This is a genomic window from Methanoculleus sp. (genome assembly GCF_036677455.1).
GTDB lineage: Archaea > Halobacteriota > Methanomicrobia > Methanomicrobiales > Methanoculleaceae > Methanoculleus.
On the sequence record NZ_JAVBWL010000048.1, the window covers coordinates 40,698 to 55,210 of the forward strand.

The window sequence follows — 14,513 nt, forward strand, 5'->3', positions numbered from 1 at the left end:
CGGATAACACTGGAGAAGCCTCTACACCTCCCTGTATGCCGCTTACCGTGACGCTCTCCTTCAAGCAGGTGCTCGATATCGCGGAGGCAGAGGACCGCCTCCTGGACCTCTACAACGCGAGACTGGCCGCCCGGGGGATCGAACGGGCGACGACCGACGAGGTCGATGCGGTCGTCTGTGAAGTCCTCGGGGAACTCGATGATTACCTCCGCGGCCTCGCCCGGGAGAAGCGCCTCCCCGGTCGGGAGATCAAGCCGATCGTCCAGGCCTGGGTTGAGGAACGTCTGGCGGAGGAGGGAGCCTGATCCCACCCTGGATGGGACAGACACGAGGCGAGGCGGGGCAGACACCGGATGTGGTGACAGAATTCGCCTATGGATGGAACGTATACGGCAGAAAGTGACGGGAGAAGAGGTGTAAATCAAAAGAGGTTAACACGGGATCTCTTCGATTGCCATTTATGAAGGGCTTCTGTATGCTATAGCGAACAATATGATACCAAAAGCAGAATACCAGCAGGAGAGGGCGCCCTTCACCTACCTCATGGTGGCACTCTTTCTCCTCTCCGGTGCAACCGGGATTGTGACAGCGGAGAGCACCGCCGACAGCACGACAGCGTCATGGACGCTTACCCTCAAGGGTGTCGGGGAAGAGACGGTCTCCGCGGATGCGTTCCGGGAGATCAAAGCCGGAGACGGCATCACCTATACCGCGCCTGATGGTAGTATCTATACCGGCGTCCCCCTCAAACTGCTCATTGGCATGGTGGACGACGCGGACCCTGCGACCTTCAATGCCACCCGCGCCGCTGAAGGCTACAGCATCATCATCCGGGCGACCGACTGGCACGACCGCATATTCTCCCCGTCAGACCTGACCGACACCGGGTTCTGTGTCGCCGACTCGGTGAACGGCGGGCTCCTGCCGAAACAGGATGGGGATATCAAGATCGCACCTCTCATCCTTGTCGGTGAGGACGTACCCCCCGGCATGGGTATCGGGAACATCATGGACATCACCCTCACCGGTGCTGCGATTACGGGAGAGGCGGAAGATGCGGTGAATCTCATGGTCATCCGGTATGATGAAGAGGGCGGGAACGTGCTGAACGCCACTACCATTGACTGCAGGTGGATGAGAGACCACCTGCCCGTCCATGGCGACGGCGTGACCACCTACTCATTCCAGGGCCCGACCTTCGACACCGCCGATCTCTGGAACCCCACAGAAGACAAGAACCTCGAAAAGGTCCGGGAAGCTCCCAGGGGCACCGCCATCTCCGACCTCTGTGACCTCGTGGGCGGTATGCAGGAGGGAGAAGAACTGCGGATGACCTCGACAGACGGGTATGTCGTCGAACTTATGTACGAAAACATCTACACACCAAAAGAGAAACAGGGTACGGCAATTCTTGCATGGGAGACCAAAAAAGAGGGATTTGCCCCTGAATATACCGGCGGCCCCGCGCTCTTCTTCCTCTCCCCCGACCATGTCTTCGGCAACCAGGATATGAAGGAATGCACCGACCCGGGGTACTGGCGGCACTATTGGTGTGCAGGGACCTCATATCCGTCCGCAGCAGGACTTGCCGTCCGGAATGTTGAGAAATTGGAGATCTACACCCGTGAACAGGCGGACTGGGCACTGAACCTCTCCGGATACCTCACCACGTCGATCTCAAAAAAGGAGTTTGAACAGGGCCTTGCCTGCGGCGAACGGGCACACGGCCATGCGATGACCTATACAGACGGCGACGGGCATGTCTGGAAAGGGATGCCTCTCTATATGCTGGTGGGCTGGGTGGATGATGCATGCCAGCATGACGAGAATCTTGTCGACAATAAGGCATACAATGTGACCCTTGCGAGGAATGATGCCTACACGGTCATTCTGGGGAATGCAGACGGTGATACAATATCCTTCACTTCCAGCGAGATCATGAGAAACAGAGACTATCTCGTGGTCAACCAGGCGGACAACCACACCTTTGGCATTGACAGTGATATCTGGCCCCTCGCGCTGCGCGGAGAGGCAGTCCCGAAAGAGAAGGCGATCGATGGTATCACGACGCTGACCCTTGTATATGACGCTGCCCCCTCCGGCAACGTGAAGCCTGATGCCATGGTTGCTCCGTTCCCATGGGCAGCAGTGTTTGCCGGAATAGCGCTCGCGGGATATGTCCTGCGCAGACGCTCATAACCACCTTTTTTTGGGAGCGCATCCCAGGAACATCCGGTGATCGAAGATCCTGATCCAGAGCGCTCTTACGCGCTTTTCTTCAGGGAATCGAGCAACATATGACGTGGCTGCCCACAGCGATGAATGAACGATGAATGAACGATAAGAAGAACCCATTGAGGATGAGCGATGAACGCCGGACGGAGGGATTTTCGACGTTCCGGAGCCGAATCATATGGGCACCGGATTGCCGAGCAGTGAGCCGGGTATCGTCTTTTATGGATGTGATATGGTAGCGCACTGGACGATAACCCTCGCACGAGAGGGTGCCGCGATCGTCATCCGGGGCGAGGGCGACGACCCCCACGCTCCCGAGAGGATCGACTGCGAGATCCACGGCAGCCCCGGCGGGGTATACCGGGCGTTACGGGATAGGATCCGGCCCGGCCCGTGGTCGATGCTCGCCGACCGGATGAAGGATGAGCGGGACCTTTACTGGATCGCCGACTGCGCCTATACGGAGGCGGCGTTGCACCCCGGGTGGTCGGTAAAGACCGATCTTCCCCCGCTGCCGGAGGGGAGGAACTCCCGGAAAGGGGCGGTCCCGTGAGGAGGGCGGAGCATTCGGCCAACGGCTGAAAGCAGAATCCATATCCCGCGCCTCCGGGCTGCACGAGTAAATAGAAAGACTAATGCCCGCCTCTTTTCCATATTCCATTGATTGTCATGCCTGCCCCTCCCGAAATAGTCGATCTGGTCAAGCGGTTCGACCAGTACTATACGAAATACACGTCTCCGTCCTATAACGAGTTCCAGGTCCGAAAGGAGTTCATCGATCCCTTCTTCGAGGCCCTCGGCTGGGACGTGAACAACCGGTCGGGGCTTGACGAGCGCTACAAGGACGTGATCCACGAGGATACCGTCAGGGTGGAGGCGTCCACCAAAGCGCCGGACTACTCGTTTCGGATCGGCGGCATGCGGAAGTTCTTCGTCGAGGCGAAGAAGCCCGCCGTGAACCTCAAGGAGAACCCGGAGCCCGCCTACCAGGTGCGCCGGTATGCCTGGAGCGCGAAGCTCCCGGTCAGCCTGCTCACGGACTTCGAAGAGTTCATTGTCTACGACTGCACGGCGAAACCTTCCCCGGCGGACAAGGCATCAGCGAAGAGGATCGGCTACTACCGGTACACCGATTACATCGAGAAGTGGGACGAGATCGCGGCGATCTTCTCCAAGCACGGCATCCTGACCGGCGGGTATGACGACTACGTCGAGAGCCTGAAACTGAAGAAGGGCGGGAAGGGCACCGCCGGCATCGACGATGCGTTCCTCGCGGAGATCGAGGGGTGGCGGGAGATCCTCGCAAAGAACATCGCGCTCCGGAACAGGGATCTCTCCATCCGGGAACTGAACGCGGCGGTGCAGAAGACGATCGACCGGATCATCTTCCTCCGGATCTGCGAGGACCGCGGAATCGAGGAGTACGGCCAGTTGAAGCGGATCGCCGCCGGGAAGGATATCTACGAGCAGTTGAAGGGGGTCTTCCGGTATGCCGACGACCGATACAACTCCGGGCTGTTCCACTTCTCCACGGAGACCGGCCGGGAGGACCCGGACAACCTGACGCTCTCCCTCTCGATCGACGACAAGGTGCTCAAGCAGATCATCGGCCACCTCTACTACCCGGACTCGCCGTATGAGTTCTCGGTCTTCCCGGCGGATGTCCTCGGGCAGGTCTACGAGCAGTTCCTGGGGAAGGTCATCCGCCTGACGGCCGGGCACCAGGCGAAGGTCGAGGAGAAGCCGGAGGTGAAGAAGGCGGGCGGGGTCTTCTACACGCCGACCTACATCGTAGAGTATATCGTGGAGCAGACCGTCGGGAACCTGGTCGGGGGGAAGGACCCGAAGGCGGTCGCCGGCCTCCACGTCCTCGACCCGGCCTGCGGCTCGGGGTCGTTCCTCCTCGGCGCCTACCAGTATCTCCTCGACTGGCACCTCGCGTGGTACATGGATAACCTGGTGCCGCTGCTTGCGGGCGGGAAGAAGATGACCGACCCGGCGGTGCTGGAACTCCTGCCAGTAAAACCTGCGCCGGCAAAAAGCGGCCGCGGGAGGAAGAAGCGGGGGGACGAGTACATCCTCCCGGTCTACCAGGTGACCGAGACCGACTGGCGGCTGACGACGGAGGAGAAGAAACGGATCCTCTTAAACAACATCTACGGTGTGGACATCGACCCGCAGGCGGTGGAGGTGACGAAACTCTCGCTGCTCCTGAAGGTGCTGGAGGGCGAGAAGTCCGAGCGGATCGGGAAGCAGCTTACGATCGCGGGCGAGCGGGTGCTCCCCTCGCTCCACGAGAACATCAAGTGCGGGAACTCGCTCGTCGGCCCCGACATCTACAACGACGTGCAGGTGACCCTCGACGACGAGGAGACGATCTTCCGGATCAATGCCTTCGACTGGAACCGGGCGTTCCCGGCCGTCATGCAGGCGGGCGGGTTCGACGCGGTGATCGGGAACCCGCCGTATGTGCGACTTCAGGCGATGAAAGAGTGGGCGCCAGTTGAGGTAGAAGTATATAAGCGCCTTTACAAAACGGCTCGGAAAGGCAATTACGATATCTACGTTGTTTTTGTTGAGAAAGGGCTTGATCTACTGAACGACCAGGGGCAGTTAGGGTTCATTCTTCCTCACAAGTTTTTCACGGCAAAGTATGGGGAACCGTTACGAGAACTCATAGCAACTGGGGAGCATCTAGCAGAGGTCACACATTTTGGATATCAACAAGTGTTTAAGGGAGCAACGACCTATACGTGCTTGCTCTTCCTCTCTAAAGCGAAGAACGCCTCTTTCCGATATCAGAAAGTTGACGATCTCAACGAGTGGAAAAAAGAAATCCGAAGCCCGAACGACACTCTCCCTAAAAGCGCCGTCACTATTTCAGATTGGAATTTTGTCCTGGGTGATGACGCGGCCTTATTTGAGAAATTGGAGAGGTTCGAGAGGAAGTTAGGTCATATCGCACACGTTTTTGTGGGTACTCAAACGAGTGCAGAAGATGTCTTCGTCTTGACGAATTGCCGTGTCGAGGGCAATTTTGTCAAGGGTATGTCAAAAGCATCGCAGGAAGAAGTGTCCGTTGAACGCGGTTGCATAAAGCGGTTCCTAAAAGGGAGACAGATTCGCCGGTACGTTCATCCGGAGTCGAACATCTCCGTAATTTGCCCCTATGAAATTACGGAGGACAACTTTAGGCTACTGCCTAAAAATGAGTTGGTAGAGAAATACCCCTCTACATTCGAGTATCTATCCAAGCATAAGAAAATGTTAGCAGAAAGGGAGAAAGGCAGGTTCAAGGGTGATAACTGGTATGCCTATGGGTATCCAAAGAGTATGACGCTCTTCCAGAGGAATAAAATCGTTTGCCCATTTTATGATAATAAAGCCGCCTATTCGTACGACACAGAAGGATACTTTTTCAAAACTGGATATGGAATTATCCCGAATGACAGTGAGTTTTCGGACTACTATCTACTGGGGCTTCTTAACTCGCAACTCCTCTTCTGGTATTACAAGAAAGTTTGTACTTTCCTGAATTCAGGCTACGCACATTACATGACCCAATACATTGAGCAGATCCCCATCCGCACCATCGACCCCGCCAACCCCGCTGACGTTGCCCGCCACGACCGCATGGTCGCCCTCGTGGAGCAGATGCTCGACCTGAACAGGCGCCTCGCGGCGGCGAAGGCCCCGCACGAGAAGGAGGTGCTCGCCGGGATGATCGACGCGACCGACCGGCAGATCGATAGGCTGGTGTATGAGTTGTACGGGCTGACGGAGGAGGAGATCGCGGTTGTGGAGGGGACAAAGGAATGAAGGATATCGAAGTGATCAGGCGAAAGATAAACGAACTGGAGACTATTGCAGATGAAATTGAAGAGAATGAAATAGAATTGCTTCAAACAGCGGCATTGATTCACACGCCCGATCCTTCAGGCGTGATCTTTTTTGCTCCAAAATTTGAATGGGGTAAATTATCCGATGGAAACCGGCAAAAGCAGCGAGACATATTACGGAAATATCAACGATGGTACTCAGTTGCTCATCAATTAGTCAAGGAGTACATCCCCGAAAGAATCGATGAATTTAGCCAATCCTATTCCAGTAATAAGATGGAAACTTATGGCGTTATTGATTACATTAAGTTCGAAAAGCCACAATGGTCAGGTGACAGGTCTAGTATTATCGATAAGTTTTGGCGGCTTTTCGAGATGCAAAGGAGTATACTTCTCTCTGTACCAGATATAATTGCGGTTAAGCAAACGACCCTCCGAAAAATCATATCAGCAGAGTTTATCGATCGGGAAATCGATGAGGCCGACTACCTGCATAAAGTGGGTCACCCTCGTGCGGCAGGGGCCCTTGCAGGGGTTGCACTCGAACAGCAGCTGAAAACATTGTGTGACAGGTATAACCTTGAATACCAAAAGAGGGATACCATCGAACCTCTAGCTCAAAGACTGTATGAGAACGATCGTATTGATATTACACAACTCAAAAACATCCAGCACCTTGCCAGCATCAGGGATAAGTGTGATCATGCAAGCGATATCACAAGCGACGAAGTCAGAGAGTTGATTGAGCGATTAAAGAAGTTAATCCTCCTATTATCATGAAGTAGCCTCGTATTTTATCTCCATACAACAACGGAAAGCCATGTTGGTAAAAATAGTCTATCTATTCCACACCTCTTTTACATCTCCGACTCGCGTCGTGGCATGACCTCGCCGGACTGCACTGCACTAGAAGTGAGTCCCCCAGCCACAGAACACCGAGCGTACGCAATCCAAACCATACGTAGATGCTCAATAACTCGGTTATATTTGTACCGTGGAGAAAACTATTCATTTGGACCCTCAACCGGCAGACCACATTCCCTCCGGCCGTGGCGTCTGCCTGATCTTCTCTTCCTGTCCGGGACCTCTGACGGCCCCCACCTTGCAGACGCCGCCCACCATGACTGCATGGTCGCTCTCGTCGAGAAGATGCTCGACCTGAACAGGCGCCTTGCGGGGCGAGGGCCCCGCACGAGAATGAGGTGCTCGCCGGGATAGTAAATGCCTGCCGCCACAACCCTGCGGCCGGCGACCCGGGGGAAAAGCGTTATCCTGATGGGCGGGTAACAGGAGTATGATAGGCATGCTCACGGCTGATGGCATCCTCGGTGCGCTGGCAGAACACCGCGAACGGATCAGGAGTCTTGGCGTCCGGCGGATCGGGGTCTTCGGGTCGTTTGCCCGGGGCGAAGAGCGTGAAGAGAGCGACATCGATATCCTCATCGAGTTCGAGGAAGGGGGCCGTACCTTTGACACCTATATGGATCTCAAGTTCTTCCTCGAAGATCTCTTCGGAAGGAAAGTCGACCTCGTCGATCGTGACGCCATAAAACCGGCTCTCGCGCCGCACATCCTCCGGAGTGTTCGATATGTCCCGGGAGTATAACCTCTATCTCCGCGATATCCTTGAGGCCATCGGGAGAATCGAGCGGTATACCCGGGGAATGGACTACGAGGAGTTTCTGGCAAACGATCTGGTGCAGGACGGCGTGATCCGGAACCTCATGGTCATCGGTGAGGCCGTGAAACTCATCCCCGAACCGCTGAAATGCGAACATGCCGATATTTCGTGGAGAAAGATTGCAGGGATGCGAGACATCCTCATTCACGCATACTTCGGGATCCATAACGAGATCGTGTGGGACGTCGTCAGGAACAAGATCCCGGAACTCCAGGTTGCAGTCAGGCAGATGCTTGATGGCGAGGCCGCCTGATCACCCTCTGGCGTGGTTTGGGGCTCGAAAACGGCTTGCTCCACCGACGTCGCCCACCACGATCGCATGGTCGCCCTCGTCGAGAAGATGCTCGACCTAAATAAGCACCTCGCGGCGGCGAAGGCCCCGCACGAGAAGGAGGTGCTCGCCGGGATGATCGACGCGACCGACCGGCAGATCGATAGGCTGGTGTATGAGTTGTATGGGCTGACGGAGGAGGAGATCGCGGTTGTGGAGGGGGTTGTGTGAGATTTTATGATGATCCGATTGAGATAAGCGCTGAAGTCTGGGCTGAGTTGCTCACAGATAGCGAAGTCACCCGGAAAGAGGATCTGGAGGTTCTCAAGTTCATATATGAGAGCAGAAATCACGAGATGCATGCAAAAGAGATTGCGTTAAAACTAAACCTCTCTCATCACGTGACGCTGAACTCACAAATTCCTCGATTCAGTAAACGTGTGATTGCCAGAACAGGAGTCCAGCCCCCTATACGAGAAGATGGATCAATTCGGTGGTGGCATGTTCCCTTTTTGGGCTACGATGAAAGGAACGGCACGGGCTCCTGGATCATGCGATCTGAACTTGTGGAGGCGTATAAACGAGTTTTCGATCAGGACGACCCGGAGATCGTTTATCCTGGAGAGATGACCGTTCAGGATAACGCCGATCTATTCGAAGGCGCCGTGAGTAAAATCGTTGTAAACCGTTACGAGCGGGACGGGAGGGCACGAACCAAATGTATAGAACACTATGGCTATCGATGTGCCGTTTGTGGTTTTGATTTTGAGAAGGTATACGGGCAAATAGGACAGAATAAAATCCACGTGCACCATCTCATACCTCTCTCTGAAATACGACAGGAGTACAAGATCGACCCTGTACGAGATCTACGCCCTGTATGCCCGAACTGCCATCTTATAATCCATAGTAAGAGTAAGAGAGAGCCCTTCACAATCGGTGAGGTAAAAGCAATGATCGGGTCCGGCAGCGATCCGGCGTCTCAATTACCTTCTTCTACGCCCCCGTGAGCGCGAAAATCAGGTCAAAAACGCCCGTACAACTGGTTGATCGCCTCAGGTTGGGCTTATCGCGTGGTGCCTCCTGTAACCCACCCCTCCTGCAGGTTAAATCCCGCACCCGGAGTCAGCGTCTGAAGGACTCCGGATCAGAAGTTGACAGGTCATCGTCTTTCGGGGTGTAACCGTCCTCACTCCCCCGCCCGTCACACTCGATAACACCGGGATCAGACGGATCTATACATTGCTGCGTTGTATACGCCCATTCCTGCAGCGCTGATGAAATCCGCTCAAGGGTCTTCGGGTGCTCCCTGAACCTGCCGGTAGGGACGTATGAACCATCACCCTTCAGTTCAAGATAGCCTTTCAGGTGATGATTCATCAGGACTTCCATCTCCTTCTCCACCCTCCTCTTCATTGCAGTCTTATGGCCGGCACCGACCATATCAGATAGTTTATCCAGCCCCTCTTCCACCATCTGGTACGCCGTCTTCCCCTTACTGCCCGGCTGGAAGATCTGCATCACAATGGCGACCAAACCCCTCCTGACTTCGTGGTTCTTAGACTCCGGCAGCAGACTGATCGGAATGGTCGGCAGCCGGGTCAGATCGGTTCCGGAGAAATCCAGAAGAGCAAGCCTGAGCGCCTCATCGCTCAGGAGATCCGCCTTTTTGACGACAACGGTATCCTTAACGATTATCTGGCTGTGCTCACCGTCGTCAACCTCCGACAACCTGCTGCAGATAGTGTCCGGCATGCTCTGATGGATCTGCAGGCCGTATAGGCCCAGATTCCTCGGATCGATCTTTCTGTAGGAATCCAGCTTATCCGCCTTGGAGTGATCGTTGCAGGTCAACTCGATGACCAACCACCCCGAGGGGCTGCTTGCGACGATATCAGGGCTCCTCTCCTCCCCGGTCCGGCGTATCGACAGGGCCGTCTCAACCCGATAGGCATACCCGGCCTTCCGGAACGGCCCAATAAACCGTGGCCGGTTTCGTTCATGAAAGAGAGCGATCGTGTTGCGCCAGAGGACAATCCTTCTATCCAGATCAGCCAAAGACTTCCACTCCGTCAAAGAAGATAGAAGTCCTGCCAGCGTTATCCTCACCCTGAATCGTTGCTATCCGGGGTGCAGCGTTGACACACCCCTTACCCGGGATCGTCAGGTACGCAAAGTCGGACCCGACATCCAGGAAAACCCTGTCCCAGGTATGTAAATCCACACCCTTAAAGCGCCTGAAATCCGGCTCTGTCTCGGTTTCGATGAGCCAGAGGTTCATCCTTCCCCGCCCCATCGCCACGGTCTTGGAAAACGCCTCAAGGTCAATATTCTGGGTGAAGTTCAACTCAAAGGCGCCCAGGCCGTCATCCCTCAGGCCTGTTGCCTCAGCAAGCGCATCCTCATAGAGATTCGCCATATCAGAGATCGAGAGCATAACCTCATCAACATCGGTCGCCCTGTTGATGGTCACCTTTCCATTACTGTACCACTCTACAGCCAGCGTCACCGAGCCTTCCTTGAGTTTCTGCCAGCGCGTGCTGTATATCGCGAAACTCTCCTTCGCCGTATTCAGCACTTCCGCGAGGCCGGGTATCTTCTCCGTCGCCCCATACCATGCCTTCAGGCTGAAACGTCCTGCTTCGTCATCCGATGCCAGACCATCGGAGAACTTCAGGCCAAGACCCCGCTGTTGCCACGGTTCTTTGACGTCGTAGTGGAGGAGATGGCTCCGGGACAACCAGCACCTGTCAAGACCCTTTATGTGCTTGACCCAGCCATCGGTGACTGCATCCGCCTCTGTCGCATCAAGTAGGGTATACAGTATCCAGACACGCTCGCGGGTTGTATCCAGAAAGAGGGTATTGGGCGACGGAGACCCGCGGTTGACATACCAGCCGTCGGCGTCGAGACTGCTCCAGGCTCCAAGAGGACAGCCAACTTCGTCGAGCGGGTAGTTGGTCTCCAGCAGGTAGGCCTTGAGCTGCGTGAGGCGCGTCTGGCCATATCGTGCCAAAATCGCCTCATTATCCTCGAACCCCGCCTGTAGCATCTCCTTCAGGCCCTGAAGTGTCTGGATGCGTCCCATATTGACTGTTCAACAGTACGAAGAACATAATGAAAAAAGTTTCTAATAACTTCAACTGGCCTCTGGGTCAACCATATGGACTGCCATCACATGTATTTGACGACAGCTGGAAGTACTAGAATGCCTCAAGTCACCATAGGTGCTCCTATCGACAGGATAGAACTGGGGAACGATAGGCAGGTGTATGAGTTGTATGGGCTGACGGAGGACGAGGTGAAGATGGTGGAGGGGGGCAACGCGTGAAGACCCCGTCCTTACCAGGGACGCGCTCGACAACTGTGTCGTATGGAAGGGATTCTGTTCCGAAGTTGCTATGCGGAGAAGCACGATGATATCCGATAAATCTGAAATATGCACCCCCACAGCAGTATCTATAAATCAGGGCGGCCGGAGAGGTAATGCGCTGGAGCGCAACATACGATGTTGGAGCGAGAGTACGATCCGGAGTAGATAGACATGGATTTCGAGATATACGAGGAGGACTTGGTCGACGCGGGACTCAGTCTAGAGGAAAAAGAATATCCTGCTGCAATCGAGATGGACCACCTGCTCGTCATCGGCGCCCCGGGAGATGTTACCGTCCGGATCTTCAAGGTCGGCCTGGAGTACCGCGTGGAGATCCCCGACGAAGTCGTCATGCAGATCCAGTTCGAGGACTCGACCTACGAGCACCCACTCCCTGCCTATATCGATATCTCCGAAGGAAAGATCTGCCTCATCTTTCCCTGACCTTATTTATAATGGGCTCACGTCTCCCGCTGGCCGATCTGATCCTCTGCCGGCACAGAGACAGCCTGCTCGCCGGGTAAAACCACTCCGCAGATGGACTGTTACCGGTTCGATGGTGAGCCGTGAGCGGAGCATGCCGGGAGAGATGTCGACCCCGTGGTGGCGAAAGCCTGCCGGGACACCCGTGCAACCGGCAATCACAGGGAAAAGCGTTATCCGGATCGGCGGGTAACAGGAGTACGATACGGTATGCTCACGGCAGACGGCATCCTCGGGACGCTTGCGGAACACCGCGAACGGATCAGGAGCCTCGGCGTCCGGCGGATCGGGGTCTTCGGGTCGTTTGCCCGGGGCGAAGAGCGCGAAGAGAGTGATATCGATATCCTCATCGAGTTTAAGGAAGGAGGGCGCTCCTTTGACACCTACATGGACCTCAAGTTCTTCCTCGAAGATCTCTTCGGGAGGAGAGTCGACCTCGTCGATCACGACGCCATAAAGCCGGCTCTCGCACCGCACATCCTCAGGAATGTTCGATATGTCCCGGGAGTATAACCTCTATCTCCGTGATATCCTTGAGGCGATCGGGAGAATTGAGCGATACACCCGGGGAATGGGCTACGAAGAGTTCCTGGCAGACGACCTGGTGCAGGATGGAGTGATTCCGGAACACCGGCGAGCACCTTCGGTTGACGCCATGCCTGCGCCGGAGTGAGAGGGAGACGGGAGCTCCCCACTCGATCTCTTCAGTGCCAGGGATAGATCGCCCCGGTAAACACCCCCTCTTCAGACAGAGATATGTAGATTGAAGCACCAGAGGATCATATCGCAGAGGTGAAATTGCCATGAGCCAGACAAAAGAGGAGATCATCAGCGAGCTCGAAGACCTCCCGCCCCGGACCTATGGCGAGGTGCTCGATTTCATCCGGTTCCTCAAGGCCCGGCGCCGGAAGGCCGCACCCGACACCGCCCTCGCAAGCGAACCCGTGCTCCGGAAGGATTGGCTCCGGCCCGAGGAGGATGAGGCGTGGAAAGATTTGTGAAGGGCGATGTCGTTGTACCGTTCCCTTTCCCGGATCTCTCGACGGTGAAGCGGCGGCCCGCTCTTGGAACGCATATCCTCCGGAGTGTTCGGTATGTCCCGGGAGTATAACCTCTCGTTCCGGGGCTATCCTTGAGGCTATCGATCCCTGCACACGGGAGCGAAGAACCTTTATTTTTCCCTTGACGGTAGTGGTGATCCATGGAGTGGGGGCAATGCCGGGAGAAGTCGACGGAAAGCTGATCGATGACCTGACAACCCGGCTCGACCATCCCCTGAAACCCGGGGAAGAGAGCGTGGTGGTCAGGTTGAGGAAACACCCTGAAAAGAAGACAAAACTCCATGCTCCTGAGGAATACATCCTGAAGCTGGCCGAGAAAGATCTTGAAGAGTTGTAGTGGTGGATATCCCGATCTGGAAGATCCCGGAGAAGCGAACCCTCCCCCGGGGAACCGCTTCGCCCCTCAAAAGACTGATACGGGGTGAGCGTCATACCAACCAGCATACAGGTACGGTTGGATGAAATGGCAGGACACACAGTACCCAGGACAGCACGGGAGACCATCGTCGCGATACTCACCAGGAACGATGCCGAGTGGATCGCGATCTTCGGCTCCTACGCGCGAGGATCCGCCGGCCCGGCGAGCGACATCGACATCCTGGTCAGGTTCTCCCGACCCAAAAGCCTCTTTTCGCTTGTCCGGATCGAGGACGAGCTTGCCCGTGCTCTGTGCATGAAGGTGGATCTCGTCACCGAGAACGCCGTGAGCCCCTACCTTGCCGATGCCATCTACCGTGATGCCGTGGTGATCTATGACGCCCGAGGACCCCGCGTATCTCCGTCACATCCTTGATGCCATACTGAGCATCGAAGAGTTCTCCGAAGGCATCGGATCTGCAGAGGAACTCCGGAACCGCCGGCTGGAGCGTGCCGGGATCGAGCGTATGCTGACCATTATCGGCGAGGCGGCAAAGATGATCTCGCCGGAGTTACGTGAAAGGCACCCGGAGATCCCCTGGAGAGAGGCAGCGGGGATGCGGGATAAGATCGTCCACCATTACTTCGGTGTGGATTACGAAGCGGTGTTCCTGACCCTGCGCGATGATCTCCCGGTCCTCAAGCAGGGGATCAGGGCTATTCTTAACGAAACCGGACGCTAGATACGCTGTTTCTCACCACCCCGCCGGCCGACGACTGCATCAAAGGTTCAGTCTCAGGGCTGTCCGGGCCATGGACATCGCCGGCAGGCAATCCCCCCTCATCCCCCGGCGGTCCCCGCCCTCCCGCAGATCTGCACCACCTCCTCCGGCTCGTACCGCAACGCAACCTCGCTTGTCCTCCCGCCGGCCTGCACCCGGATCAGGTCGACCAATCGGAGCGAGTCAAGCTTTCGCAGTTGCCGGGAGAAGACCGTGTAGCCGACCTTCGGTGTCTCCTCCACCCGGCCGTAGATCGCGCCGGAGACCAACGGCCCGGCCTCCTCCTGCGACAGCTCCGCGATCCGCCGGAGCAGCCGCCGCTCATCCAGAGAGAGCGCCCGGATGGTGCAGGCGAGGTGGACGTGCTTTGCCTGCTCGTAGGCCCTCGTGATATCCTCCTCGACGACCTCGGTGCGGGCGGCGCACTCCGC

The 14,513-nt window shown here is 56.2% G+C and carries 19 protein-coding genes and 1 pseudogene; 17 read left to right on the plus strand and 3 right to left on the minus strand.

The annotated features are described in order from the left end of the window. The first annotated feature begins 35 nt into the window (after nt 1-35). The 9 genes from V6K60_RS11470 to V6K60_RS11510 all read left to right on the plus strand — a co-directional run bounded on the left by V6K60_RS11470 (nt 36) and on the right by V6K60_RS11510 (nt 9,036). Nucleotides 36-305, plus strand: coding sequence for a hypothetical protein (locus tag V6K60_RS11470; protein WP_332450656.1), 270 nt, complete (start codon nt 36-38; stop codon nt 303-305). 187 nt (nt 306-492) lie between these two features. Then, entirely contained in the window at nt 493-2,199 is a 1,707-nt protein-coding gene (locus V6K60_RS11475) for a hypothetical protein (RefSeq protein WP_332450657.1), read from the plus strand. Nucleotides 2,200-2,467: 268 nt separating this feature from the next. Then, nucleotides 2,468-2,788 carry a hypothetical protein gene (locus V6K60_RS11480; RefSeq protein WP_332450658.1) on the plus strand — a complete coding sequence of 107 codons (321 nt, stop codon included), beginning with the start codon at nt 2,468-2,470 and terminating at the stop codon, nt 2,786-2,788. 116 nt (nt 2,789-2,904) lie between these two features. Then, nucleotides 2,905-6,054, plus strand: coding sequence for an Eco57I restriction-modification methylase domain-containing protein (locus V6K60_RS11485; protein WP_332450659.1), 3,150 nt, complete (start codon nt 2,905-2,907; stop codon nt 6,052-6,054). Continuing rightward, entirely contained in the window at nt 6,051-6,854 is an 804-nt protein-coding gene (locus V6K60_RS11490) for a hypothetical protein (RefSeq protein WP_332450660.1), read from the plus strand. The genes V6K60_RS11485 and V6K60_RS11490 overlap by 4 nt, the downstream gene beginning before the upstream one ends. Before the next feature lie 523 nt (nt 6,855-7,377). Continuing rightward, nucleotides 7,378-7,680, plus strand: a complete 303-nt coding sequence (locus tag V6K60_RS11495; protein WP_332450676.1) for a nucleotidyltransferase family protein — start codon at nt 7,378-7,380, stop codon at nt 7,678-7,680. Beyond that, entirely contained in the window at nt 7,664-8,008 is a 345-nt protein-coding gene (locus V6K60_RS11500) for a HepT-like ribonuclease domain-containing protein (protein WP_332450661.1), read from the plus strand. Before V6K60_RS11495 ends, V6K60_RS11500 begins: the two co-directional genes overlap by 17 nt. Before the next feature lie 12 nt (nt 8,009-8,020). Further along, a complete protein-coding gene (locus tag V6K60_RS11505) occupies nt 8,021-8,257 on the plus strand; it encodes a hypothetical protein (protein WP_332450662.1) in 237 nt (78 codons plus the stop codon). Beyond that, the gene (locus tag V6K60_RS11510) at nt 8,254-9,036 is read left to right on the plus strand and encodes an HNH endonuclease (protein WP_332450663.1); all 783 of its coding nucleotides are present in this window, start codon (nt 8,254-8,256) and stop codon (nt 9,034-9,036) included. Before V6K60_RS11505 ends, V6K60_RS11510 begins: the two co-directional genes overlap by 4 nt. 115 nt (nt 9,037-9,151) lie before the next feature. Here V6K60_RS11510 and V6K60_RS11515 read toward each other — a convergent pair whose 3' ends face one another. Both V6K60_RS11515 and V6K60_RS11520 read right to left on the minus strand, forming a co-directional pair. Beyond that, a complete protein-coding gene (locus V6K60_RS11515; protein WP_332450664.1) occupies nt 9,152-10,084 on the minus strand; it encodes a hypothetical protein in 933 nt (310 codons plus the stop codon). Then, the gene (locus V6K60_RS11520; RefSeq protein WP_332450665.1) at nt 10,077-11,114 is read right to left on the minus strand and encodes a hypothetical protein; all 1,038 of its coding nucleotides are present in this window, start codon (nt 11,112-11,114) and stop codon (nt 10,077-10,079) included. The genes V6K60_RS11515 and V6K60_RS11520 overlap by 8 nt, the downstream gene beginning before the upstream one ends. 120 nt (nt 11,115-11,234) lie before the next feature. Here V6K60_RS11520 and V6K60_RS11525 point away from each other — a divergent pair, with 120 nt between their 5' ends. The 8 genes from V6K60_RS11525 (at nt 11,235) to V6K60_RS11560 (ending at nt 14,043) form a co-directional block, all read left to right on the plus strand. Continuing rightward, complete coding sequence (locus tag V6K60_RS11525) at nt 11,235-11,357, plus strand: hypothetical protein (RefSeq protein WP_332450666.1); 123 nt, start codon at nt 11,235-11,237, stop codon at nt 11,355-11,357. A 213-nt stretch (nt 11,358-11,570) separates the two neighbouring features. Further along, nucleotides 11,571-11,843, plus strand: coding sequence for a hypothetical protein (locus tag V6K60_RS11530; protein ID WP_332450667.1), 273 nt, complete (start codon nt 11,571-11,573; stop codon nt 11,841-11,843). A 249-nt stretch (nt 11,844-12,092) separates the two neighbouring features. Beyond that, on the plus strand, nt 12,093-12,395 hold the full coding sequence (locus V6K60_RS11535; protein ID WP_332450668.1) for a nucleotidyltransferase family protein: 303 nt from the start codon (nt 12,093-12,095) through the stop codon (nt 12,393-12,395). Further along, entirely contained in the window at nt 12,379-12,555 is a 177-nt protein-coding gene (locus tag V6K60_RS11540) for a HepT-like ribonuclease domain-containing protein (RefSeq protein WP_332450669.1), read from the plus strand. Before V6K60_RS11535 ends, V6K60_RS11540 begins: the two co-directional genes overlap by 17 nt. A gap of 130 nt (nt 12,556-12,685) precedes the next feature. After that, entirely contained in the window at nt 12,686-12,883 is a 198-nt protein-coding gene (locus V6K60_RS11545) for a hypothetical protein (protein WP_332450670.1), read from the plus strand. Nucleotides 12,884-13,064: 181 nt separating this feature from the next. Beyond that, nucleotides 13,065-13,280 (plus strand): hypothetical protein, encoded by a 216-nt coding sequence (locus tag V6K60_RS11550; protein ID WP_332450671.1) that lies wholly within the window; start codon nt 13,065-13,067, stop codon nt 13,278-13,280. A gap of 126 nt (nt 13,281-13,406) precedes the next feature. Continuing rightward, nucleotides 13,407-13,736: a type VII toxin-antitoxin system MntA family adenylyltransferase antitoxin gene (gene mntA / locus V6K60_RS11555; RefSeq protein WP_332450672.1), complete on the plus strand. Its 330-nt coding sequence runs from the start codon at nt 13,407-13,409 to the stop codon at nt 13,734-13,736. After that, on the plus strand, nt 13,696-14,043 hold the full coding sequence (locus V6K60_RS11560; protein ID WP_332450673.1) for a HepT-like ribonuclease domain-containing protein: 348 nt from the start codon (nt 13,696-13,698) through the stop codon (nt 14,041-14,043). Before mntA ends, V6K60_RS11560 begins: the two co-directional genes overlap by 41 nt. 98 nt (nt 14,044-14,141) lie before the next feature. Here V6K60_RS11560 and cdc6 read toward each other — a convergent pair. Next, nucleotides 14,142-14,513, minus strand: a pseudogene (cdc6, locus tag V6K60_RS11565) (ORC1-type DNA replication protein); the annotation flags it as partial.